This window comes from Desmonostoc vinosum (genome assembly GCF_059505385.1).
Window position 1 is genome coordinate 1 of the sequence record NZ_JCACKM010000043.1, and the last position, 22,172, is coordinate 22,172.

At 41.8% G+C, this 22,172-nt stretch carries 20 protein-coding genes; 12 read left to right on the forward strand and 8 right to left on the reverse strand.

Annotation, left to right across the window (positions count from 1 at the left end):
- Nucleotides 1-61 precede the first annotated feature (61 nt).
- The 3 genes from AC5JMF_RS07345 to AC5JMF_RS07355 all read left to right on the forward strand — a co-directional run bounded on the left by AC5JMF_RS07345 (nucleotide 62) and on the right by AC5JMF_RS07355 (nucleotide 4,917).
- Nucleotides 62-1,048, forward strand: coding sequence for a vitamin K epoxide reductase family protein (locus tag AC5JMF_RS07345; protein ID WP_495795086.1), 987 nt, complete (start codon nucleotides 62-64; stop codon nucleotides 1,046-1,048).
- Nucleotides 1,049-1,716: 668 nt separating this feature from the next.
- The gene (locus tag AC5JMF_RS07350) at nucleotides 1,717-3,933 is read left to right on the forward strand and encodes a CHASE2 domain-containing protein (RefSeq protein WP_495795049.1); all 2,217 of its coding nucleotides are present in this window, start codon (nucleotides 1,717-1,719) and stop codon (nucleotides 3,931-3,933) included.
- Between the two features lie 747 nt (nucleotides 3,934-4,680).
- Complete coding sequence (locus AC5JMF_RS07355) at nucleotides 4,681-4,917, forward strand: hypothetical protein (RefSeq protein ID WP_495795050.1); 237 nt, start codon at nucleotides 4,681-4,683, stop codon at nucleotides 4,915-4,917.
- A gap of 52 nt (nucleotides 4,918-4,969) precedes the next feature.
- Here the strand turns inward: AC5JMF_RS07355 and nadB are convergent, their stop codons facing one another.
- Nucleotides 4,970-6,649 (reverse strand): L-aspartate oxidase, encoded by a 1,680-nt coding sequence (nadB, locus tag AC5JMF_RS07360; protein ID WP_495795087.1) that lies wholly within the window; start codon nucleotides 6,647-6,649, stop codon nucleotides 4,970-4,972.
- 280 nt (nucleotides 6,650-6,929) lie between these two features.
- Nucleotides 6,930-7,358, reverse strand: a complete 429-nt coding sequence (gene psbU / locus AC5JMF_RS07365) for a photosystem II complex extrinsic protein PsbU (protein WP_495795051.1) — start codon at nucleotides 7,356-7,358, stop codon at nucleotides 6,930-6,932.
- Between the two features lie 516 nt (nucleotides 7,359-7,874).
- Between psbU and AC5JMF_RS07370 the strand changes: the two genes are divergently transcribed.
- From AC5JMF_RS07370 to AC5JMF_RS07380, 3 genes are all read left to right on the forward strand, one after another.
- Nucleotides 7,875-8,894 (forward strand): ABC transporter ATP-binding protein, encoded by a 1,020-nt coding sequence (locus AC5JMF_RS07370; protein ID WP_495795052.1) that lies wholly within the window; start codon nucleotides 7,875-7,877, stop codon nucleotides 8,892-8,894.
- 132 nt (nucleotides 8,895-9,026) lie between these two features.
- Entirely contained in the window at nucleotides 9,027-9,914 is an 888-nt protein-coding gene (locus AC5JMF_RS07375) for an ABC transporter permease (RefSeq protein ID WP_495795053.1), read from the forward strand.
- Nucleotides 9,915-9,959: 45 nt separating this feature from the next.
- Complete coding sequence (locus AC5JMF_RS07380; RefSeq protein ID WP_495795054.1) at nucleotides 9,960-10,340, forward strand: hypothetical protein; 381 nt, start codon at nucleotides 9,960-9,962, stop codon at nucleotides 10,338-10,340.
- Between the two features lie 158 nt (nucleotides 10,341-10,498).
- Here AC5JMF_RS07380 and AC5JMF_RS07385 read toward each other — a convergent pair whose 3' ends face one another.
- Nucleotides 10,499-10,936, reverse strand: a complete 438-nt coding sequence (locus AC5JMF_RS07385; protein ID WP_495795055.1) for a peroxiredoxin — start codon at nucleotides 10,934-10,936, stop codon at nucleotides 10,499-10,501.
- A 126-nt stretch (nucleotides 10,937-11,062) separates the two neighbouring features.
- Between AC5JMF_RS07385 and AC5JMF_RS07390 the strand changes: the two genes are divergently transcribed.
- The 3 genes from AC5JMF_RS07390 to AC5JMF_RS07400 all read left to right on the forward strand — a co-directional run bounded on the left by AC5JMF_RS07390 (nucleotide 11,063) and on the right by AC5JMF_RS07400 (nucleotide 13,681).
- The gene (locus AC5JMF_RS07390; protein ID WP_495795056.1) at nucleotides 11,063-11,467 is read left to right on the forward strand and encodes an Npun_F0494 family protein; all 405 of its coding nucleotides are present in this window, start codon (nucleotides 11,063-11,065) and stop codon (nucleotides 11,465-11,467) included.
- 483 nt (nucleotides 11,468-11,950) lie between these two features.
- Nucleotides 11,951-13,426: a cobyric acid synthase CobQ gene (gene cobQ, locus AC5JMF_RS07395; RefSeq protein ID WP_495795057.1), complete on the forward strand. Its 1,476-nt coding sequence runs from the start codon at nucleotides 11,951-11,953 to the stop codon at nucleotides 13,424-13,426.
- Nucleotides 13,427-13,441: 15 nt separating this feature from the next.
- Nucleotides 13,442-13,681 (forward strand): 2Fe-2S iron-sulfur cluster-binding protein, encoded by a 240-nt coding sequence (locus AC5JMF_RS07400; RefSeq protein ID WP_495795058.1) that lies wholly within the window; start codon nucleotides 13,442-13,444, stop codon nucleotides 13,679-13,681.
- Nucleotides 13,682-13,792: 111 nt separating this feature from the next.
- Here AC5JMF_RS07400 and AC5JMF_RS07405 read toward each other — a convergent pair whose 3' ends face one another.
- The 4 genes from AC5JMF_RS07405 to AC5JMF_RS07420 form a co-directional block, all read right to left on the reverse strand.
- Entirely contained in the window at nucleotides 13,793-14,239 is a 447-nt protein-coding gene (locus tag AC5JMF_RS07405) for an SRPBCC family protein (RefSeq protein ID WP_495795059.1), read from the reverse strand.
- Between the two features lie 36 nt (nucleotides 14,240-14,275).
- A complete protein-coding gene (zds, locus tag AC5JMF_RS07410) occupies nucleotides 14,276-15,715 on the reverse strand; it encodes a 9,9'-di-cis-zeta-carotene desaturase (RefSeq protein ID WP_495795060.1) in 1,440 nt (479 codons plus the stop codon).
- Nucleotides 15,716-15,995: 280 nt separating this feature from the next.
- On the reverse strand, nucleotides 15,996-16,160 hold the full coding sequence (locus AC5JMF_RS07415) for a ribbon-helix-helix protein, CopG family (RefSeq protein WP_495795061.1): 165 nt from the start codon (nucleotides 16,158-16,160) through the stop codon (nucleotides 15,996-15,998).
- 1,578 nt (nucleotides 16,161-17,738) lie between these two features.
- Entirely contained in the window at nucleotides 17,739-19,382 is a 1,644-nt protein-coding gene (locus AC5JMF_RS07420) for a DUF6930 domain-containing protein (protein WP_495795062.1), read from the reverse strand.
- Between the two features lie 328 nt (nucleotides 19,383-19,710).
- On the opposite strand from AC5JMF_RS07420, the gene AC5JMF_RS07425 reads away from it, so the two are divergent.
- The 3 genes from AC5JMF_RS07425 to AC5JMF_RS07435 all read left to right on the forward strand — a co-directional run bounded on the left by AC5JMF_RS07425 (nucleotide 19,711) and on the right by AC5JMF_RS07435 (nucleotide 20,942).
- Complete coding sequence (locus AC5JMF_RS07425; protein ID WP_495795063.1) at nucleotides 19,711-20,067, forward strand: iron-sulfur cluster assembly accessory protein; 357 nt, start codon at nucleotides 19,711-19,713, stop codon at nucleotides 20,065-20,067.
- Nucleotides 20,068-20,156: 89 nt separating this feature from the next.
- Nucleotides 20,157-20,579, forward strand: a complete 423-nt coding sequence (locus AC5JMF_RS07430) for a tetratricopeptide repeat protein (protein WP_495795064.1) — start codon at nucleotides 20,157-20,159, stop codon at nucleotides 20,577-20,579.
- 120 nt (nucleotides 20,580-20,699) lie between these two features.
- Nucleotides 20,700-20,942: a DUF8620 family protein gene (locus AC5JMF_RS07435; protein WP_495795065.1), complete on the forward strand. Its 243-nt coding sequence runs from the start codon at nucleotides 20,700-20,702 to the stop codon at nucleotides 20,940-20,942.
- 210 nt (nucleotides 20,943-21,152) lie between these two features.
- On the opposite strand, the gene thyD is transcribed toward AC5JMF_RS07435, so the two are convergent.
- The gene (gene thyD / locus AC5JMF_RS07440; RefSeq protein ID WP_495795066.1) at nucleotides 21,153-22,073 is read right to left on the reverse strand and encodes a thylakoid membrane protein ThyD; all 921 of its coding nucleotides are present in this window, start codon (nucleotides 22,071-22,073) and stop codon (nucleotides 21,153-21,155) included.
- Nucleotides 22,074-22,172 lie beyond the last annotated feature (99 nt).

The window sequence follows — 22,172 nt, forward strand, 5'->3', positions numbered from 1 at the left end:
AGTCCCCAGTCCCCAGTCCCCAGTCCCCAGTCCCCAGTCCCCAGTCCCCATTCCTGTGCCTATGATTCGCCGCCGTTCTACCCCTTGGATTCAAAAATGGTCACGTCCATTGATTGCCGCGATCGCTGGATGTGGTGCCCTGACAACAGGTTATCTCACCATAGAAAAGTTAACAGGAGGCAGTGCCGCTTGTGTAGCACAGGCTGGTGCTAAAGGCTGTAATGATGTACTTTCCAGTCCTTGGGCAACAGTTTTCGGTCAGCCACTAGCGTTGTTTGGGTTTTTGGCTTATACCAGTATGTTGATATTTGCTGTAGCTCCCTTAGTGTTGAAATCAGGGGAAAGCAACAGCCGTAAACAACTGGAAAACCAAACTTGGTGGTTACTGTTGATGGGAGCGATCGCCATGTCTGTTTTTAGCAGCTACTTGATGTATCTGCTATCATTTCAAATCAAAGCCACTTGTCTTTACTGTATTGCCTCAGCTTTATTTTCTCTGAGCCTTTTGGTACTAACAATTATCGGTCGTGCTTGGGAGGATATCGGGCAAATCTTCTTCACTGCCATTATTGTAGGGATGGTAACGTTCATCGGCACTTTAGGCGTTTATGCAGGTGTCAATCAATCACTAAATACAGGTGAATCCACCTCTGGCAAACCCGTACAAATTAGCTTTGTTCCCACAGTAGAGCCTAACCCAGCATTCGGTTGGGAGATCACTACTACTTCCACAGAAGCAGAAACAGCCCTAGCGAATCACCTTGCTAAGATAGGCGCTAAGGAATATGTTGCTTACTGGTGTCCTCACTGTCACGAACAAAAATTACTTTTTGGCAAAGAAGCTTATCAGACAATCAACGATAGTGTGAAAGTAGAGTGCGCCCCCAATGGATTGAAAGCTCAACCAGAACTTTGTAAAGCTGCAAAAATTCAAGGATTTCCTACATGGGTAATTAACGCTAAAAGTTATAGCGGAGTGCAAAGTCTAGAAGAACTAGCCACCGCTTCTGGTTATACAGGCCCCCGTAACTTCAAATATTTCAAGTAAAATAATTGTCTTTTGATTTTCAAAATTCAATAGTCAACTGGAAGAGTACAGCACAGTCTGCTTCTGGTTGGCTTTTTTGTTTTTGATATCTAGTTTCCGCCTTGCGGCCTTGCACGATGGACACTTTAACGCCAGTTGCTACAACAAAGAAAACTTCACACAATTCAGAGCCTTTCTTTGCAGTACCTTGCGGGTGCTGCCTTGGACTAAGTTCTTAACCCCTCACTATTACTGTGCCAACCCAAGACGGGTTGAGACTGACACAAACAGAAATTGCGTGCGGGGTTGCCTCCGTTAGGCAAACGTCTCCTATCGGAAAGGAAACGCTACGCGAACAGGGGACACAGTGAGGTGGGGACGCGGAGAATTTTTATCGCTCAATTCAAAATTTGACACAGTACTATGCACAAATTTGTCAAACTTAAGCTAAACAATATTTATATTGAACTTGTGTTAAATAGCACAATAACGTCAGTTACCATTTGGTCAGGTAAATTAAATCCAGTGAGCAATGATACATCAAACAATAACCATAATTCTTTTTAAGAAACTCAATGAATTGAAAAAAAACTTCGATAAACTCTATTTAGCTCTTAGATGAGCTATATTCACCATTTAGTTTATGGCTATAGAAAGTAAAGAATAGTTCTCCCTACTAGGTAATGGGAATGAATAAGCAGCTAGGCAAGCGTTTTGTGCGGTTAAATTTTGGACTAAAACAATCGCTTAGTCGAGGACAAAGAGAATTGATTGCTGCCTCCAGCGTGGCAGTCTGTGTTCTAATTTTGCGTGCTATTGGATTGTTACAATCTTTGGAGTTGGCAGCTTTGGATCAATTTTTTCGCCTACGTCCAAATGAGCCTCCAGAAGAACGGATTACCATTGTAGTGATTGATGAGTCATATTTAAACAAGGTGGGTTCATGGCCAATTCCTGATAAAAAGATTGCCCAGTTATTGCAAAAATTAAAAGTCGCCAAACCTCGTGCTATTGGTTTAGATATCTACCGAAATTTGCCAGTAGAGCCTGGGAATAAGGAACTGCGTGATGCTTATAAGTCGATGCCAAACTTGATTGGCATTGAACTGCTAAAAAATAATGGACTCGCAACAGATAATAAGAACGCTGGTGTCCTACCTCCGCTGGGACTGAGGCAGGAACAGGTGGGTTTTAATAACGTACTGTATGATCCTGACGGAAAAATTCGTCGCAGTTTGTTGTATTGGCATGTTAAGAACCAAGCACACGAAAGCTTTGCTCTGAAGCTGGCGTTATTATATTTAAAATCAGAAGGAATTACTCCTAAAAAAGCAGCAAGCAATCCCAGATATTTGCAGTTAGGTAAAGCAGTATTTACTCGTTTTGAGGCGAATCATGGTGCCTATGTACAAGCAGATGCTAAAGGCTATCAAATTTTGTCTAACTTTCCTAAACCTAAGTGTCAAAGTTTATCTGGAGAATTCTGTAGTTATCGCCAGATATCTATTGAGGATGTACTTGCAGACAAAGTTCCTAAAAGTTGGATTAGCGATCGCATTATCCTGATTGGTTCTACTGCACCTAGTCTTCAAGATTTTGTTTTCATTCCCTATTCCAGCCATCTAATGGGAACAGCAACTCCCATAGCTGGTATCGAACTGCAAGCTTATTTTATCAACGAGTTAATCTCCGCTGCGATCGAAGGACGACCTCTAATTAAAGTTTGGTCTGAGCCAGGAGAATATTTATGGATTTTTATCTGGTCTTATGTGGGAGCTGCAACAACATGGCGAATTCGACATCCAACTAAGAGCCTGCTCAGTATCATAGTTTCTTGTTTTGTACTGGCAATTAGTGTTTATTTAGCTTTTTTATATGGTTGGTGGATACCAATTATTCCTCCACTTTTGACTTTTGGTAGTTCAGCTATATGGATAACTAGTCATATTGCCCATATGCAGGAAGAGTGGAAACGCTCGAAAGAGTTTTTATATCAAGTGATTAATACTATTCCTGACCCAATTTTTGTGAAAAATGAACGACATCAATGGATTGTTTTAAATGATGCATATTGTCAGTTTATTGGTTATTCAAATCAAGTATTAATTGAAAAGTCAGATTATGACTTTTTTCCTCAACACGAAGCTGATATATTTCGACAACAAGATGAAATTGTATTCCAAACTCAGCAACCTCAAGAACATGAGGAAGAATTCACAGATGCTCATGGTCAGACGCATCAAATAGCTACTAAGCGATCGCTTCACAAAGACGCGGCTGGAAATTTATTTTTAGTTGGGGTAATTCGAGATATGACACGCCGCAAGTTGATGGAAGAACAACTGAAGCGCACTGCTGCTGAGTTATTTCGCTCTAACAATGAACTAAAACTCAAAGAAGGGCACTTGCGTTATTTAGCGTATCATGACCCCCTCACGGGTCTATCCAATCGGAAATTTTTTGCTGAACAACTTTACGAGTCTATACATTGGGCACGAGAAAATAATGTATTGCTGGCACTTCTGTTTATTGATCTTGACGGCTTTAAGCAAATAAATGACACCTTGGGACACGAGATGGGCGATCGCTTGCTAGTAATTATTGCTCAGCGCCTGAGTAATTCCTTACGCACTAGCGATACGGTTTCACGTTTGGGTGGGGATGAATTCACCGTAATTTTACGAGCAATTCCTAATGTACAAGTAGCTGCAAAAGTCGCCGAAAAAATTGTAGACAATATTGCCAAGCCAATCGTAATCGATGGATGTACGACTAGAGTCTCTGCCAGTATTGGCATTAGTGTTTACCCATACAACAGCCAAGATGGTGAAACCCTAATTAAACAAGCGGATATCGCAATGTACCGTGCAAAACGCTTAGGTAAAAACCGCTATGAATTTGCTTGATATTTAGAGGTTAACTGTTTGGGAATGGGGAATAATTATTTTCTTCCTCTGCTCCTGGTTGGTGAGCTTCGGCTACGCGGCAATCGAGCGAAGTCGAACCACATCTCCCCACTCCCAGCCTACGCAAGTGAGTTCAAAAATCAAAGCCGACTGCTATAACTTTTTCCTGATTGCTGAAGCTCATCAAAGAAGTAATAAAGTAGTTAGCAATCAAAATTTACTTAATAAGTTTCATTACTCTTGAAAATTATTTTTAATTTTAAAAAGCATTTATGCTTATGTGGGTTTTACGTATTTTGATCAATAAGATCTTCTAAGATATTTACAAAATGAAAACTTTGCTATCATAAGTTTAAATCTTTTTTTAATCTGTAATTTTAACTAAGTATTACTTTAGGTAGTATAAAAGTTTTTTCCGTTCACTGAAGAGTAAGCTTAGTATTTACACGTATGTATATTTAAGAATATGTTAATAAACTATGACTTAGATAATTTGTTTTTGATAGTTATCTAATATTTCTAACTTTAGACTGATGTAAAAATAGTGTTATAGAAATATTTCTTAAGTATTAAAGCTTTTTATAGTGATAGATAAATGCTGATTTACGAGCTACTACTCTTGCCCTTGCTAATTATCAGCAATAATTCCATCAGATTTAGAATATTCTTACATAAAGTTAAGTAAATACACTGATTAAAACCAAAGTGGACATCAAAAAATAAAATCTAGTGGGTCTACCCAGAATCATGAAAACTAACTGGAAAATTGCAAGCTTTATGGTCTTTTTTGTCGGTGCGTATATTTTAGTACCGAAAATTGGTGATTGCACAGGTACTTCCATCACTTTAACTGCCAATAACTATAGTGCTGTCGGTAGTAATGGGATTAATGCTGGCAGAGTTAATTCTCACGATGCAAAAGACATATATATTCCACCAAATTATGGTGGCCCCGACAGTCAGCACGGCAGCGGCACTCGCTAATATTTAAGTGTTAGTAAAAATACGGATAGGTACAATCTTTGTTGAAGATTTCCTAATCGTCTAAGATTGGTGACTTCCACCAGTAATCTCTTTGTATGAGTGTGTGGACTTGCCAATCAGGGTTTGGTTGAGGATAGTCTAGACGATAGTGTCCGCCCCGGCTTTCAATTCTAAAAGCAGCGCTTTTAAGAATTAAATTAGCCACATCTAATAAGTTGCGTGTTTCTGCCCAAAGTCGCAATTGCCTATCGACATCTGATAGATCGAAATTAGCTGCTTGGTTTGGGCGCAGAGCCAGCAAAAATTGACTCAAAGGTAAAGCAGTAAAATCTTGCTGCCAAGATTCTACAGTGGCGATCGCAGCTGCTAAACCTGATTGTTCTCGACAAATACCTGCACTCTGCCACACCAAACGCGGTAATTTCTCTCTGAGTTCTTCTAGCTGTAATTGTTGAGTGTGCCACTCATTTTCACCAAGGGCAAAGGATAAAGGAACTAATTCTGACAAATCTTCCCTTACTACCATCACTTCATCCTTGACATCCGCCATTTGCGCCCCAAAAACAATGCATTCTAGCAGAGAATTACTTGCTAAACGATTTGCTCCGTGTACCCCAGTACTAGCGGTTTCACCGACTGCGTATAAACCAGCAATATTTGTCCGATTCATCATATCCGTGAGAATACCGCCCATCCAGTAATGGGCAGCAGGAGCAACGGGAATTGGTTCGTTGAAGACATCAATGCCCCAATGCTGACAAACTTTAATGATGTTGGGAAAGCGGTGACGAATCTTGTCAGCTGGAATGGGGCGCATATCCAACCACACATGGGCAGTGGCCGGATCGATGGCAGTACGTTGTAAATGGCTGAAAATCGCTCTACTGACTATATCTCTAGGTGCAAGTTCTCCCGCTGGATGATAATCGAAAGCAAAACGCCGTCCTTGATCATCTATCAGGTGTGCCCCCTCGCCACGTACAGCCTCACTGATGAGAAAGCGATCGGCACCAGGTTTGGTGAGGGCAGTGGGATGAAATTGGACAAATTCTAAATCCCGAAGTATTGCCCCAGCACGGGCGGCGATCGCGACTCCATCGCCTGTACTTACTGCTGGGTTAGTGGTTTGGGCAAATACCTGACCACCGCCACCGGTTGCTAGCACCACAGCACCAGCTTTTACCCATGTCACCCGACCTTGATAAAACAAACTAATTCCTTGACAGCGATCGCTTTGGGATTCTACCCACAAACTCAAAGCCAAGGCTTGTTGGATAACTTGAATATTCTGGCGGCGTAAAACTTGGGCTGTGAGGGTGGTGGTGACTTCTCTACCTGTAGTATCGGCGGCGTGAAGAACTCGATGCCGAGAATGGGCAGCCTCTAAAGTCAATGCCAAAGCTTGACCATGACGGTCAAAGGCGACTCCCAGATTTACCAGAGATTGAATACATCTGGGGGCTTGTTGAGCGAGAAATTCTACAGCAGGGCGATCGCATAAACCTGCGCCTGCTTTGATTGTGTCTTCAATATGTAACGATGGAGAATCTTCTGGGGCAACTGCTGCCGCAATACCGCCTTGGGCCCAATCACTGGCAGATAAAGCAACTGTTTCTTTGGTAATCAAGCCGACGCGTAGAGATTCTGGCAAGCACAACGCTGTGTATAGTCCAGCAGCACCAGCACCGACTACTAAAATATCAAATTGGCTAGGAATGTCTATATCAGGCAAGGTGAATTGAGGGGGATGAGGGGGACGAGGGGGATGCACTTCGACTTCTTTTGTCAAAGACGCTACGTGTAGCTAGCTTCCCGTTCGCGTTAGCGTCTCCAAAGGAGAAGGGTACGCTCAGTGACCGGGGGATGAGGGAGCAGGGAGCAGGGAGCAGGGGGGAGTTACTCATAAGTCTCTCCCTTGCAAAGCGCACCTTGTCCTTTTGCCTCTGTCTCCTACCCATTCCTTATTCCCCACTCCCTACTCCCTGATTTTTACAGATAACCGCAATGTGCAGTTATCTGTAAATGCCGTTATTAAAACGATCATCTCCCTCGTTGAAAGCAGGCTCTAGGTCTGTCACGGTGAAGTGATCGAAATTGGCTTGGAGGGTTTGCTTTTGGCGATCGCTCAATCCTTCAATATTCAGCACATCTTCTACGCTTTTGTAAGGGGCGTTTTTAATGATTTGCTTAGCAAGAGTAGGATACAACCCTGGATATTGTTGAAAAGCACGCACGTTGGTATTGTTCAAATCAATTTTTTTACCAAATTCCGTTGCTAGCTTGGCGTCTGCCCGGTTCTGCCGCTCAATTGCCAGAACTGGAACTTGTGGAAACGCAAAACTGTGGAACCCAGCAGCTTGAGCTGTCTGAGTTGTTCCCAGCCATCCCCAGCAGCCAAGCAACAAACTAAACACTGTTAATAAACGCACCAATCCTTTCACGATTTTTCTACCTCTTTCCATCAAACAGAAATAAAAGCTTTAAGCTACCTAGCGTAGTAGTCATTAGTCATTGGTCATTAGTGAGAATGCTAAGGACAAAGGACAAAGGACAAAAGCCAATAGCTTACTCAACACACAGCAGTCATCAGAAACTAATATACAGCGTATTAATGTCCACAATATTTGCCATTACTGGGTTTGACTGTACTTTTACCAAAAATATATTGCCAGTGGTTAAAGTGTCTACTCGGCTGTTACAGATTGTCTATTGTGTGTCTACCTGACAAATTCTCTGTTGGACAAAGTTTTTCTAGGCTTGCTCTGTCTGCATCTTAAGAGGTGATTCTTGCGGATTTGCGATCGCCAATCTCAAAAATCTCTTAAAAAGATTTAATATTTATTAATTAATCATTACTTTAGACACGGTGAAGGAAAATCCGATATTTCTTCTACACTTCTAACTCTTACAATAGAGATAGACTTTGTTGAGATTTGTATCGTTAGGGATTAGCTGTCATGGCTCCCGCCGTTTTAATTGAAAATCTGCAAAAGCACTACGGCACAGTGATTGCCGTCAAAGATATTTCCTTTCAAGTAGAACCAGGAGAAATCTTTGGTTTACTCGGCCCTAATGGTGCTGGCAAAACCACTACTCTGCGTGCCTTGTGTACACTTACCACACCCGATGCTGGCAAAATCCAAGTATCCGGTATTTCTGTTTTAGATCATCCTAAATTGGCAAGACAAAAGCTAGGCTACGTGGCTCAGGAAGTTGCCCCAGACAAAGTGTTAACTGGACGAGAACTGCTGCAATTGCAAGCAGCACTTTATCACTTGCCAAGCGCAGTAGCAAAACAGCGTATTGATACAGTATTAGATTTACTTGGCTTGCAAGAATACGCCAATAAAAAAACAGGAACCTACTCTGGTGGTTTACGTAAACGCCTTGATTTAGCGGCCGGGTTACTTCATGCACCTGATGTCTTGGTGTTGGATGAGCCAACGGTAGGACTTGACATAGAAAGCCGCTTTGTGGTATGGGATTTTTTACGCAAGTTGCGGGCATCTGGGACAACGGTAGTAATTACCAGCCATTATTTAGAAGAGATTGACGTTTTAGCCGATCGCGTTACCATCATTGATCGTGGTTTGGTGATTGCAACTGGCACACCTTCAGAATTAAAAGATCAAGTAGGGGGCGATCGCATTACCTTACGAATCCGCGAGTTTTCCCCAATTGAAGAAGCCGAAAAAGCCAAAAACTTGTTGCAAGCTTTACCGTTTGTCCAAGAAGCGATTATCAACAGCGCTCAAGGTAATTCTCTCAACTTGGTAGTTACACCTCAAAACGACATTCTCATCAGCATACAGCAAACCTTAAATGCTGCCGAATTACCTATTTTTGGCATAGCTCAATCTCGCCCCAGCCTAGACGACGTTTACCTCGCCGCCACCGGACGCACCCTCATGGATGCAGAACTGGCAGCAGTCGCCACCCGCGATCCTAAAGCGGAGAAAAAGCAGAATATGAGATAGGGACTGGGGGTTGGAGATGAGGGAGATGAGGGAGACGCGGGGACGCGGGGACGCGGGGACGCGGAGAATAACAATCCCCAATCCCCAATCCCCAATCCCCAATCCCCAATCCCCAATCCCCAATCCCCAATCATGAGTGTTACCCCCAAACCTGATATCAATTGGCAGCCACTAGCATCACCACAAGCCGATGCTAATGCTACTCCCAACTTTTTCGGTGAATTAGTGCAAGAGACGCTAGCTTTGACTCGTCGCTTGTTTATTCAATTGCAACGCCGTCCTTCAACCTTATTCGCAGGAATTATTCAGCCTGTGATGTGGTTGGTGTTATTTGGTGCTTTGTTCCAAAATGCCCCCAAAGGCATCTTTGGTAGCACGACAAATTACGGGCAGTTTTTAGCTGCTGGAGTAATTGTGTTTACAGCATTTGCTGGAGCATTAAATGCTGGTTTACCTGTGATGTTTGACCGCGAGTTTGGTTTTTTGAACCGTTTGCTAGTTGCTCCTTTAGCATCACGATTTTCGATTGTCTTCGCTTCGGCAATCTTTATTATTAGCCAAAGTTTACTGCAATCAGCAGTAATTGTAGCAGCGGCGGCGGCTTTAGGAGCTGGATTACCTGACGTGGCTGGTTTAGGTGCGATCGCCCTCATCGTCTTCCTCTTAGCTTTAGGCGTCACAGCCATCTCTCTTGGCTTGGCTTTTACCTTACCTGGACATATTGAACTAATTGCGGTAATTTTTGTCTCAACCTTGCCACTTTTATTTGCTAGTACTGCTTTAGCACCTTTATCTTTTATGCCGAAGTGGTTACAGGTTATTGCCACTCTCAATCCCCTTAGCTATGCCATTGAACCAATTCGCTATCTCTATATCCATAGTGATTGGGGATTGGGTAATGTAGTAATGCAAGCTCCTTGGGGTGATGTTACCTTCGGTGGAGCCTTACTCGTGTTGTTAGGCTTTGCCCTTGTTGCTTTACTGAGCATTCAACCCCAACTGCGGCGAACTCTTGCTTAAGATAGAAGCATTATTTAATTGGCGTCATTTTAGGATCAGAAATTGATGAAAATGCTGTCTTTTCAACTTAACCACCTCTTCATTGCCACCTTGGCAGGAATTGGTGTTGCTTCCTTGGTTGGGCAACAACCCAGTTTAGCTCAACTCAACCAACCGGATAGACCTTCAGGTTTTGAGTCTGTAGAAACCAATCCCTGTGCCGGAGCTGCTCAAAATGGTAATCTTAATGTGTTGAGCCTGATGAATTGCGCTCAGTTAAACGGTTCTAGTTGGGATGCTCGTCAACCTTTACAAGGCTTAGATGATGCAGTTAAAAAATACCAACTAGAAGTACAACAGCAAGCTAAGCCAAACAATGGTCAGTTTATCCCAACTAATGGGGAGATTGTATTTCCACCAGTTGCTCAACCTGAGCAGAGTAAATAAATAAACCAAGCCACAAAGAAAAATCTTTGTGGCTCTTGCATTAATAGTACGGTCGTAGTGAGATAGGTGAGGACAGTGTTGATTTCTCAAAGCCACCAAGCAACTGTGTTTACACTCAGCACGCGGCTTATCGCCCCGCTACCGCGCTTCAGCACTCTTCATAATCCAAGCGCGGCTAAAACGTCATTAGCATGTGTAGCTGTATTAACACTGGCGTCAACATGAATGATTTTGCCGTGAGGGTCAATTACGTAGGTGACACGCTTGGCATAACCACCGCCATCGACATTATAAGCCTTGATTAGGGTTTGGTCAGTGTCAGCTAATAGAGGAAAATTCAAATTATATTTTGTTGTGAATGCTTGATGAGAGGCTTCATCATCCGCACTGACTCCCAGCACTACAACATCTTTACCTTGATATTCAGGCTTGGCATCCCGAAAGCTACAAGCTTGTTTAGTGCAGCCAGGAGTGTCATCTTTGGGATAAAAATACAAAACAACCGTCTTCCCGGCAAAGTCAGATAATGAGACGGTATTGCCGTTAGTATCTTTAGTGGTAAATGCAGGCGCATCCGTACCAACTGCTAGAGGCATAATTAACCTTTCCTATTTCAGATTGTTGATGCACTTGAAATTTTACAATAATTTACAATGTTTAAGTAAATTCTCTAACAAATCCGTCAGTATCTGATTCAAAAGCCAAATTTATCCAAATAAACAATGCCTGCCGTTGATTCTCAAAATCCTAAAACTATTGTTTATCCTCAAAGCACAGTAGCAAGAGCGCAAAGAGCCTTAGTGTGTTCGTCCTTCAATCTCAGTTTATTTGAACTTATGCGTCACCAAAGTGTGCCATTGAGTGCGATCGCCTTAGAAAATGGTTTCAAGCAAGGCTACACTCAACGCCCTTTATCCGAATTGGCTTGTGAAAACGCCTTAAGTTGGTTAATCCAAGTAGGTATACTGCGGCGAGAAGTCGATGGTCAAGGGATTACAGATAGTTTTCGCCTCACTCCCTTGGGACGCCAGTTAATAGAAAAATACCAAGGCAAAAATTGGTCTACTCCTACGTGGAGCGATCGCTTATACAATTCGATAATTCGTTGGTTCAGACTACCCTTTTAGAATCGAAAACCAACAAGTTAGGATTAGTGATTAAAAGGGAACAATATACACGGAAACATCAAGCAGATTCATGAAGTCTTTACCATAATTAGCTAACTGAAATGTATCAGGTGCGGGTAGAGAGAGGGATGAGGGAGATGAGGGAGTAAGAAAGCAGGGGGGCAGGGGAAGAAATAACCAATTCCCAATTCCCAATTTCCCATTCTCTTGTTCAATGAGCCGATTGCCAAACAATACTAAATTGGGGTAAGTTGTGTTGTTTCCAATCAATAATATTAAGTCCGGCTAATTGCTTAATTTAAGATATTATGCTTCGCTGCTGGTGATTGGTAATTGATTTTACCCATTCCCAGCCTACGCGACAGTATAAGTGTTTAAGCGCACATGATATAAAACAGCCTAGCCAGAAGTATTCCCAATCCAAAAATGGGATAACCTTTCACTCGTGAAATTCCACTCTCTCTGGAAAAACTGATAGTGACTATGAAATCAATTATGGTAGTGGGAACAACATCCCACGCGGGGAAATCACTGATAACCACAGCCATTTGTCGCATTCTATCGCGGCGTGGTTGGCGAGTGGCTCCCTTTAAAGGTCAAAATATGGCTTTGAATGCTTATGTCACCGCCAGTGGAGGAGAAATTGGCTATGCTCAAGCAGTACAAGCTTGGGCCGCGGGAGTCGTTCCTTGGGTAGAAATGAACCCGATTTTACTCAAACCTCAAGGAGATATGACCTCCCAAGTAATTATTAAAGGCAGACCTGTAGGTAAAGTCAATGCTGCCGATTACTACGAGCAATATTTTGAACTAGGTTGGCGCACCATAGAAGAGTCGCTACAACATTTAGGAACAGAATTTGATTTGCTGGTGTGTGAGGGTGCTGGTAGTCCAGCGGAAATTAACCTCAAGCACCGCGATTTAACGAATATGCGGGTAGCAAAATATTTGAATGCGCCAACTATTCTGGTAGTTGATATTGACCGGGGTGGTGCTTTTGCCCATGTAGTAGGAACCTTAGAGTTACTAGAACCAGATGAACGCGCTTTAATTAAGGGTGTAGTAATTAACAAATTTCGAGGGCAGCGATCGCTCTTAGAACCAGGGATAAAATGGTTAGAGGAACGTACAGGTATCCCAGTTATTGGTGTTATTCCTTACCTCGAACAAGCTTTTCCCGCAGAGGATTCTCTCAGTTTACTAGAACGCAAAACGGATAAAGCCCCAACAGACCTGAACCTCGCTGTCATCCGCCTACCCAGGATTGCCAACTTTACTGATTTTGACCCGCTAGAATCGGAATCTACGGTTTCCGTGAGATACCTGAGTCCTAAGCAAGATTTAGGACATCCTGATGCCGTGATTATACCAGGTACGAAAACTACAATTGCTGACTTGCTGCTGCTGCAAAGAAGCGGTATGGCAGAAGCAATTCAACATTATGCCGCTTCTGGTGGCACAATTTTGGGCATCTGTGGCGGCTACCAAATGCTGGGTCAAATCATCGCCGACCCAGAAGGCATAGAGGGACAAGCGGGAAGATTTCAAGGGTTAAATTTATTACCAATTAGAACAGTAATTACAGGGCAAAAAATCGCTCGTCAACGTCAAGTCAGCTCGAATTATCCACAGATGGGTTTACCAGTCAACGGCTTTGAAATTCATCAAGGGCGATCGCGCATAGAACAACAAGGAGATACTCAGGCTTTCCAACCTTTATTTGACGATGTTAACCTAGGGTTAGTAGATAGTTGTCAGTCAGTCTGGGGTACTTATCTCCATGGGATTTTTGACAACGGCCCTTGGCGACGCGCCTGGTTAAATCGCTTGCGACAACAACGAGGATTAAAATCCTTGCCTACAGGTGTTGCTAACTACCGGGAACAGCGAGAGCATATTTTGGACTCCCTAGCCACTGAAATTGAAAGCCATTTAGACTTAACTCCGTTTTTGTCCTAGCTAGGCTAGTATTTCATGAGTATTCGCATCCATTTTTTACCTGATGATATTACAGTAGACGCCGAAGTAGGAGAAGCCCTCTTGGATGTTGCAGACCGAGCTGGCGTGTTAATTCCTACTGGCTGTCTTATGGGTTCGTGTCACGCTTGCTCTGTAGAACTAGAAGATGGCGATATTATCCGCGCTTGCATCACAGCAATACCTGCAGGGCGTAAAGAATTAACGATTAATTTGTTTAGCGACCCCACTTGGTAGTTTGTCATTTATAGAACTTTTTAAGAACAGCGATCGCAGCTTTTCTCTTTATAAAACCGGGGGACTTAAACCCACGGAACTAGTTAAAAAATGAGTAATTTTACATAATTTTCATGACTGAGATTTAGCTTGAAGAGCATATTCTTTAAATCTTTCTAAATTACTTTGAAGCGTGGATTCCACTACTCGTCCCAAAAATAAATTATCCATAATCTTGCCCAGAAAACCAGGAATAGCATAAGAAATAGTTAGCTTCACAATACTGCTACCATGGCGATCGTAAAAACGAATTGCCCCTTGATTGGGCAAACCATCAATCGATTGCCATTGAATAATTTGGTTAGGAATAACTTTGAGAATGCGAGATTTCCAATTAAATTCCAAACCACCAGTATTAAGTTTCCAAAGAGATATCTCCGGATCATCGGGCGAAATCTTTACCGACTCAATCCACTTCATCCACCGGGGCATTTGTTCCAAATCAGACCACAAACTCCACACTAAATCTATAGGAGCCTCTACCTCCACCTGCACACTATGCTCTAACCAATCTGACATTTTTTTCCTCCGCGTTCTCTACGTCTCGGCGGTTAGTTACTTCTTCACACTCTCCAAAATCGCTTTTGCAGCGCGTCGTCCAGAAATTGTTGCTCCTTCCATACTGTCGATGTAGTCTTGCTGCGTATAACTCCCTGCTAAGAAGAAGTTATCTACAGGTGTCTTTTGGTTGGGACGATACACATCCATCCCTGGTGCTTCTCGGTAGAGAGATTGAGCAAGTTTCACCACACTATACCAAGTCATGTTTAGCTCTCGCGATGAGGGAAACAGTTCGTGTACTTGCTCAAGCACATGTTGAGCGATCGCTTCATTACTTTGTTTAATAAAAGGATCTCCCGGTGTCAGCACTAACTGCAACAATGACCCCTGTCCTGAACGATAATAATCGGCAGGGCTGGTCAAAGCTAAATCAGCAAAACAAGAAAAGTCAGCATCCGCTGTGTATAGCAAATTATCTATCCCTACCGCCTGATTGAGTTGTTGACGTTGCTCACCATCGTACAGTTCTGTCACCCAACCATCAAACCTGAGCTGCACCGTTGCTACTGGTACTGCATCTAGCTTGTAAATGTTGTCAAATTCTGACCACTTACGCCACTGTTGGGGTAATATGCGTTGAATTCCTGGTACATCACAAGCAAAGACATAAGCATCGGCTGTAACAATTTCTGTTGTGTCGCCTTCGGCAACTACTATGCCAGTGACGCTAGTCTGTTCGCCTAATTCAGCAAACTGAATTTCTCGCACTTGCCGACGTGTATAAACTTTAGTGCCTCTAACTTCTAAATATTCTAGGATAGGTTTATGTAAATATTCATGAGGCGAACCTTCCAGCATTCGCAATACAGAAGCTTCGGTTTTCGCTGCAAAAAATTGGAATATTGTTAACATGCAACGAGCAGAAATGTTGTAGCAATCAATAAACCCCAAAGCATAGGCGATGGGGTTCCACATGCGTTTAATGCTACCTTCACTGCCGCCATGACTGCGAAACCAGTCGGCAAAGCTGATTTTATCTAAGTTGCGGATGGTTCTCATTGCTCCTTCAAAGTCTATCAAACCGCGAACTATTGGACTAGTACCCAAAGCGATCGCATTTTGCAACTTGTCTTGCAATGATAGTTGAGAAGTCGTAAAAAATGCCTTCAACCCATTAAAAGGCGCACCCGTGATGAAGCGAAAATCCAAAGCGCCAGTGTTTCCTCCTTTATTAATGAAAGTGTGAGTGTGTTCTTTCAAGCGTAAGTTTTCCGCCGCCCCCACCTTTTTCATCAACTCAAACAATTGATAGTAACAGCCAAAAAAGACGTGCAATCCCATTTCAATATGGTTGCCATCTCCATCAGTCCAGCTACCAACTTTGCCACCAATAAACGGCCGAGACTCAAAAATCTGCACTTCACAGCCAGCATCAGCTAAGTCTACAGCGGTTGCTAGCCCCGCCAGTCCCGCACCTACGATTGCAACGCGCATTCCGTTGTTCCTTTTCAGTTTCTTTACAGATTGTAACTGTCTTGGTGTCGGAATGTGCCGCTTGTACTAACTCTGACAACAGATCAAAGCATAGTAGCCTTTTTATTTAAACTCCTGTAATCGTTGAGTTTGCCTCCTACAACTGACTAGACGCGATATTTCTCGCGTCTGTCTGTTTAATGAATGCCGACTCAAATCCGCTTACGCGACTGACTCAACTTTGTGCAAAATCCAAAATTAGTATCAGTTATCAATGCATGTTGTTTTTCTTTCTACTCGCTTATTTACTGTCATCGGAGACAGACAGACTTCTAATCAACTCACGAATGATATCGGTTGCAGGTCTACCTGTCTGTTGACAATATTTTTCTAGCTTTTCTGCTTCTTGTGCTGCTAGATTCACAGTTATGCGTTTTACGGCCCATTTTTTATTTGTCATTATCATGCTATCTGCTATACGTTAACAACATTGAAAAATCTAACTAAATACGAAAGCGGCGAAATATCAGAGTTTGTTTCAAACAACAAGTAATGGCATTAATATGAAAATTGTTCGTTTTGGCAAAGTGTTCATGATTTCCTAGTAAGATGTAAAAACCATAATTTATGTTTGCAAATCTGACATGAAAAACTTTCTCTTGAAGATAATAACTCTAGCAACAAGAGGAGTAAAGCCTGATAATTAAATTTTCTGAGTAGATTTGAGATACATAATTATTGATTCAATTAAGATTTTCAAAATTATGCTTCACTAAATACTTTTGACGCTCTCTTATGCTCAGGGGTTCTAAAAATTTTTGAAGACATCATTTGCTAAGATCTCTGAGGTAGAGCTTGAAAACGCTACCATTCTCAACCGCCGAATATAGGCGAATTGTAATGATATATGTAGATAAAAAGCAATTAATTGAAAGTAGCAAAATAATTGGTATAGGTATTTGGGTAGTTTATAAACCAAAACTCCTAAGCCAATGAGTTGGGAATAGAGTCGAGGCTTGTACGTTTCCCTATCAATTAACCTCCATATATACGAATTACCATAATCAAAAAGCTAGTCATTAATTATTTTGCAAGTAAATATTTAATTTTTTATTGCTAAAATAACTGTTTTTAATGGCATTTGTTTGCCTAAAATAAATGAAAATATAAAATTCACTAAGGATTGTGAAATTAATATTCTGCAACTATTTGCAAATTAATCTACTTAGGCTTTTGTGATATTTTTACCTTTTATTATGAGTTTTATTATTTTCGTTTCATATTTATACGCTAATTTTGTATTCAGGTGTGTTAACCGTTAAATAACTTTGACTTGTTCAATGATCTGATTTTTTAATCCTTGCATTGTTTAATGTATTCATAATTTTGTATTTCATCTAAATAGTTTTTAAGTAATTAGTTCAAAAACATTGAGAAACACAAAAAATCAGTCTTAGGTTCATTATAGCTATGATTAATATACTTTAAGTAATCTTTATTTAGACATTAAATAGTGGTTGATTATGTATTTATAAAAAAATTACAAAGTCAGAGATGTTAGCTTAAATTTTTGATTAATAGTCTTCAGATTTAACAAAATCTGGAATTACAATATCCATGAAATCAATGAACAATTATTAAAATATGATGATTAAAGTTTATCCTATCAAACTCAGTAAAATGTCTCATTAGTTACTGTGTTAATTTATACTAAAAAAGACATTAATGAATTAGTGGAAAATATTTAGAACATAGATAGTTCATAAAATTTAGATGAAGACAACATCTAAATTAGCGATCGCCTGTTGGGATTAATATCGGTAAGTTTCTAAGTACAAATTTCTATGCTTTGAACAGTGCCAAGTAATGCGGATTGCAAAGCAGTAGCTATTGTTCAAATTCTACTTTTTCTCAAATATTAATTCAAAGGGAACTCTGAACAGGAATCGACGCCCAAATAGTGGGATTGGAATAGAGTTCCCTACTTCAAAAGGGTGTAAGAAGTACAGGGGTGGGGAAGAAAGTTGAATTTTTCAAACTACAACTATTCAAATTGCAGTTGGGGCATGAGTTGGAGAGTGCCGATACCTAAATCTTTGGGTAAAAGCGATCGCCCTTCAAACAAAGCCATCATATCTCGTAACTGAGGATTACCACGGGAAGCACCGGTCAATCCTTTGGCGATGATTAAGCCACAATAGCCTTTAGTGTTTTTACACCGCTGATTCCATTTTTTGCGGGCTTCAACGTGAATTGGATCGTTATCTAAAAATTCTCCAAATAGAAATAACTCATCATTTTGAGTTTGTAGTAAACCCAGGTCGTAACGATTACCATCAAAAGGGTCAGCACCTGGATTAAAGCAAATTGCTTTGAGTCCACCAGCTACCTCGATATTTTCAATTACAGTCTTGGCTTTGGGTCGAGAAGTCTGAATTAAAATTACTGGCAACCCGTCACCGACTTCTTTAATTTCACCAGCTTTATGATATTTAACTCCCTTGCGTAGGTATTCCAACATTTCCCATGAAACGACACCTAAGCTGAGGAAAGAGTCTTCTGGTATTAAGTCATCTCGCAATGAGCGGAATCTTGGATAGCTAGAGTCTGCTATTTCCTGCTCCTCAATGCCAAAACCGGCCATTTCCTCCAATTCTGCTGCTAGCTCTGGCATGGTAGAGACATTGACAGAAACTGATTTTGTTGGTTCTTCTGAGTGTGGTAGAGAAATGCGATAGCGACGGCTGAGGGTAGGTAATTCGTCTCCATGGAGCTGGCGACGGTGGTCGCGAATAAAGCGGTTTAAGCTTTCTAGAGCAACTAATACTACGAGTGCTTCTTCGTCATATAAAACCGATCGCAGTCCTTCCAAGGGATGGATATTGCCGAAGGTAGGGTCAATTTCTGATAACGGCAAATCTGCTAAATCGTCGGCTTCGTCATCATCTTCGTCGATGTCGTCAACTCGCTCAAAGGTCAAAAACAAGCAATCTTGCTTGAGAAAGGCTTCTTCGAGATGCTGAGTTGATTCGTCATCCCTTAAAACTGCGGCGCGAAACTGCTTGAGCGAATCTTCAGAGCGATATAACAAGATTCCATACTCCATCCCCAGCATTCCCATGATTGAGGCGTAGAGTGTCGCAACATCCCACTTATTAATTTCTATCGACAGTATTTGCTGTTCTTCCAAAAATTCCCAAGGAGCTGCTTGCCAAACTGCAAAAGCTTTATCTTGGAGAATTTGGGCATATTGTGGAGGTAAATCGGGGGTTTGGCTGTCGAGAAGATCGGCAAATCCGCGAAATAGCTCATCAATTAGAGGTAATTCTGGTGCATAGTCGATCGCAATATCCAAATCTTGTAAGACTCCACGTAGATAAAATTGGATTTCGCGATCGCGCACCACAATTTTTTGTGGTCTGGCGGGTTTGCCTGGACTGTGAGGATGCTCCATAGCACGCATCAGTGTGCGAACAATTGCTTCTGGCCCACTGTCGGGTGCTACAACGTCCATACCTCGCACAATACCTTGCGAGCCATCCACCCAAAGAATGCATTCACCGCCGCTCTCGGAGTCTCTTGGCTGGGTTGGCGATGATGACAACGCACGGCGATCGCCCTCCCATACAGAAGGAATTTGAGTTAATTTCTTCAAACGACGACTGGTAGAGCGATTAAAACTTGTCATAGAGTAAATCAATCAAAGGAAGCAATTTAGGAGTAAACTTTTGGGGATGGCTAGCGTCGAATCCAATTTTCTGGCTATAACCTGAAACGTAATTGCTGAGAAAGGCCGCTACAAGGCTTGAACTCCAAAAATACCGAATCTACAAACACACCAAGTCCCTCAATTCTAGAATAAAAATCTTTGGTCGCTTTTGACGGAGTGTTTACAATTTGGCATCCAGCGACATCAATATCGCTAGAATGGATACAAAAATACCAAAAGCAACCCACAGGCAGTAAAAAGCCTGTTTCGGTTACTAGTTAAACCATTTCAGGAGTTGAAAAAGCAGATGACACAAGCAACTCAATCCCAACAACGCGGAATCCAGTTGAGTGAAGCAGCATTAGACCAAGTGAAGTCTCTCCAAGACAAGCAAGGCAAGGACTTGTGTTTACGGGTAGGAGTACGCCAAGGTGGCTGCTCTGGAATGTCTTACATGATGGACTTTGAGGACGCCAGCAAGATCACTCCTCAAGATGAAGTGTTTGATTATGATGGCTTTAAAATTGTTTGCGATCGCAAGAGTTTATTATATCTCTATGGCTTAATGCTTGATTATAGTAATGCCATGATTGGCGGTGGCTTCCAATTTACCAACCCTAATGCCAACCAAACCTGTGGTTGTGGGAAGTCATTTGGGGTTTAATGTCATTTGTCAATTGTCCTTTGTTATTTGTAATAGTCTCATGACTAAGGGCTAATGATCAATGACTAATGACTATTGACTAATTCATTATGACTCAAACAATTGAATCTTTATTTGATACAGGTTTAGAACGTTATAAAGCTGGAGAAGCAGTGGATTCCTTAATCCCTGTGTTTAAAGAGGTATGCGATCGCGCTCCTAAAACTAGTGCAGCCTGGATTTGTTTGGCATGGTTGTATCTACTCGATGAGCAACACAACTTGGCTTACAAAGCTGCACAAAAAGCAGTCAAGTTAAATCCCCAAGATCCACAAGCGAGGGTTAATCTTGCCGTGGCAATGCTGGAAACAGGTCAAAAAGGCTTACGACAACATGTCGATTTTGTCAAACAGTTAATTTTTGTCAATCCAGAATGGCAAGAAGAGATAAAAAATAGTATCGCAGACGGTTTAAGCAGAAAACCAAACTGGCAAAGTTTGGCAAAAGTCAAAGGTTGGTTGTTTGAAGATTAGGGGCTAGAGGTTAGGAGTTAGGGGCTAGAAGTAGTTCGGTATTCTTGTTATTCAACCCTCTATTCCCTAATCCCTAGTCTCCAATCCCTAGTCCCTAGTCCCTAGTTCACTAGTCCCTCTATGAAAGACAAATTATTAAACTGGCTAAACCTAATTTTAGTTGCGGATGTTTTTTTAGTTTTATTAGGCTTTGGATGGTTTGCGATCGCAGTTATTGGTAATGCTGCTGGTGTCAACTTGGGTCTAGATTTGTGGCATAGACTCTGGCAACCAGTTTTTAACCCAGCGATTGGTATCCTCATGGGCGGTGCTATTCTCAGCGGTATTATTAGTTGGGTTTCTCGAAAATTTCTGGCTAATTAGTCATTTTTAAAAGGGAACGGTGAACGAGCAACAGGCAACAGGAAATCCCCATAATAAAATTGGGGAGCCAATGTTGTGGGCGGGTTTCCCGACTTGAGACAACTGGCGTGGATTTGAAAGGGTGTGTCAGTCCGAATAAATTCTTGGTAAATTCAGGATTTCTCAAACTGACACACCCTACATATTGGATATTTTTTATCTGGAAGTCCCTTATTGAAGAATTTGTGTTAAGGCTGATTGCAACTTGGGATATCGATACTCAAAGTTTGTTGCTACGGTGCGCTTGGGTATAGCTTGTTGACCTTCTAAAACTACTATTGCCCCATCTCCTAGTAAGGCTTCCAGTGCAAAAGCTGGAACAGGCAACCAAGAAGGACGATTTAGTACTTGCCCAAGAGTATTGCACAAATCTGTCATCCGAACAGGATGAGGAGCAGTAGCATTGTATACGCCCTGCCATTCTGGTTTTGTTAAAGCTTGCAGAATCAGGTTAACTATATCGTCTAGATGAATCCATGAGAACCATTGCTTACCACTACCAATAGGCCCGCCTGCAAAAAGTTTGAATGGTGTAATCATTTTACCTAAAGCACCGCCGTTACCTAGAACAATACCCAAACGCAAAATTACTAATCGCACACCAATTTCTGTTACCTTTTTTGCTTCTGCTTCCCAAGCTTGGCAGACTTGAGCTAGAAAATCACTGCCAGAAGAGCTGGTTTCATCAAAGGTTGCAGTCTCGCTAGTACCGTAGTAACCGATTGCTGAGGCGTTAACTAATACACTTGGTTTGGGGTTAGCATTAGCTATTGCTTCTACTATTTTTTGTGTACCTAATTTTCGACTATTAAGAATTGTCTGTTTGCGTTCTGGCGTCCAACGAGCTTCAGCAATGGGTTCTCCTGCTAGATTCACTACGCCATCACAACCCGCGAGCGCATTTTGCCAAGAACCAGATGCAGTAGGTGTATAGGCAACTATTTCTAAATGACGAAAAGCTTCAGATGGGAAAACCTTTTGGGCAAAGCTAGTGTTTCTAGTTAATACCAGTATTTGATGACCTTCCTCGTGAAGCCGCTGTACCAAACGACTACCCACAAATCCAGTTGCTCCAGTGATTGCTATTTTCATTTCCTACCTCCACCAAATCCTTATTTTAAAATTTTTGGGACTTAGGCAAGTGTCATATTTTTTAAAAAGAGGAACTTACCGTTTAGATGCGTCGATATT

Bases quoted from the DNA above. Each gene is read 5' to 3' on its own strand.
- AC5JMF_RS07345 (WP_495795086.1), top strand. From the start codon at position 62: ATGATTCGCCGCCGTTCTACCCCTTGGATTCAAAAATGGTCACGTCCA.
- AC5JMF_RS07350 (WP_495795049.1), top strand. From the start codon at position 1,717: ATGAATAAGCAGCTAGGCAAGCGTTTTGTGCGGTTAAATTTTGGACTA.
- AC5JMF_RS07355 (WP_495795050.1), top strand. From the start codon at position 4,681: ATGAAAACTAACTGGAAAATTGCAAGCTTTATGGTCTTTTTTGTCGGT.
- AC5JMF_RS07370 (WP_495795052.1), top strand. From the start codon at position 7,875: ATGGCTCCCGCCGTTTTAATTGAAAATCTGCAAAAGCACTACGGCACA.
- AC5JMF_RS07375 (WP_495795053.1), top strand. From the start codon at position 9,027: ATGAGTGTTACCCCCAAACCTGATATCAATTGGCAGCCACTAGCATCA.
- AC5JMF_RS07380 (WP_495795054.1), top strand. From the start codon at position 9,960: ATGAAAATGCTGTCTTTTCAACTTAACCACCTCTTCATTGCCACCTTG.
- AC5JMF_RS07385 (WP_495795055.1), bottom strand. From the start codon at position 10,936: ATGCCTCTAGCAGTTGGTACGGATGCGCCTGCATTTACCACTAAAGAT.
- AC5JMF_RS07390 (WP_495795056.1), top strand. From the start codon at position 11,063: ATGCCTGCCGTTGATTCTCAAAATCCTAAAACTATTGTTTATCCTCAA.
- cobQ (WP_495795057.1), top strand. From the start codon at position 11,951: ATGAAATCAATTATGGTAGTGGGAACAACATCCCACGCGGGGAAATCA.
- AC5JMF_RS07400 (WP_495795058.1), top strand. From the start codon at position 13,442: ATGAGTATTCGCATCCATTTTTTACCTGATGATATTACAGTAGACGCC.
- AC5JMF_RS07405 (WP_495795059.1), bottom strand. From the start codon at position 14,239: ATGTCAGATTGGTTAGAGCATAGTGTGCAGGTGGAGGTAGAGGCTCCT.
- zds (WP_495795060.1), bottom strand. From the start codon at position 15,715: ATGCGCGTTGCAATCGTAGGTGCGGGACTGGCGGGGCTAGCAACCGCT.
- AC5JMF_RS07415 (WP_495795061.1), bottom strand. From the start codon at position 16,160: ATGATAATGACAAATAAAAAATGGGCCGTAAAACGCATAACTGTGAAT.
- AC5JMF_RS07420 (WP_495795062.1), bottom strand. From the start codon at position 19,382: ATGACAAGTTTTAATCGCTCTACCAGTCGTCGTTTGAAGAAATTAACT.
- AC5JMF_RS07425 (WP_495795063.1), top strand. From the start codon at position 19,711: ATGACACAAGCAACTCAATCCCAACAACGCGGAATCCAGTTGAGTGAA.
- AC5JMF_RS07430 (WP_495795064.1), top strand. From the start codon at position 20,157: ATGACTCAAACAATTGAATCTTTATTTGATACAGGTTTAGAACGTTAT.
- AC5JMF_RS07435 (WP_495795065.1), top strand. From the start codon at position 20,700: ATGAAAGACAAATTATTAAACTGGCTAAACCTAATTTTAGTTGCGGAT.
- thyD (WP_495795066.1), bottom strand. From the start codon at position 22,073: ATGAAAATAGCAATCACTGGAGCAACTGGATTTGTGGGTAGTCGTTTG.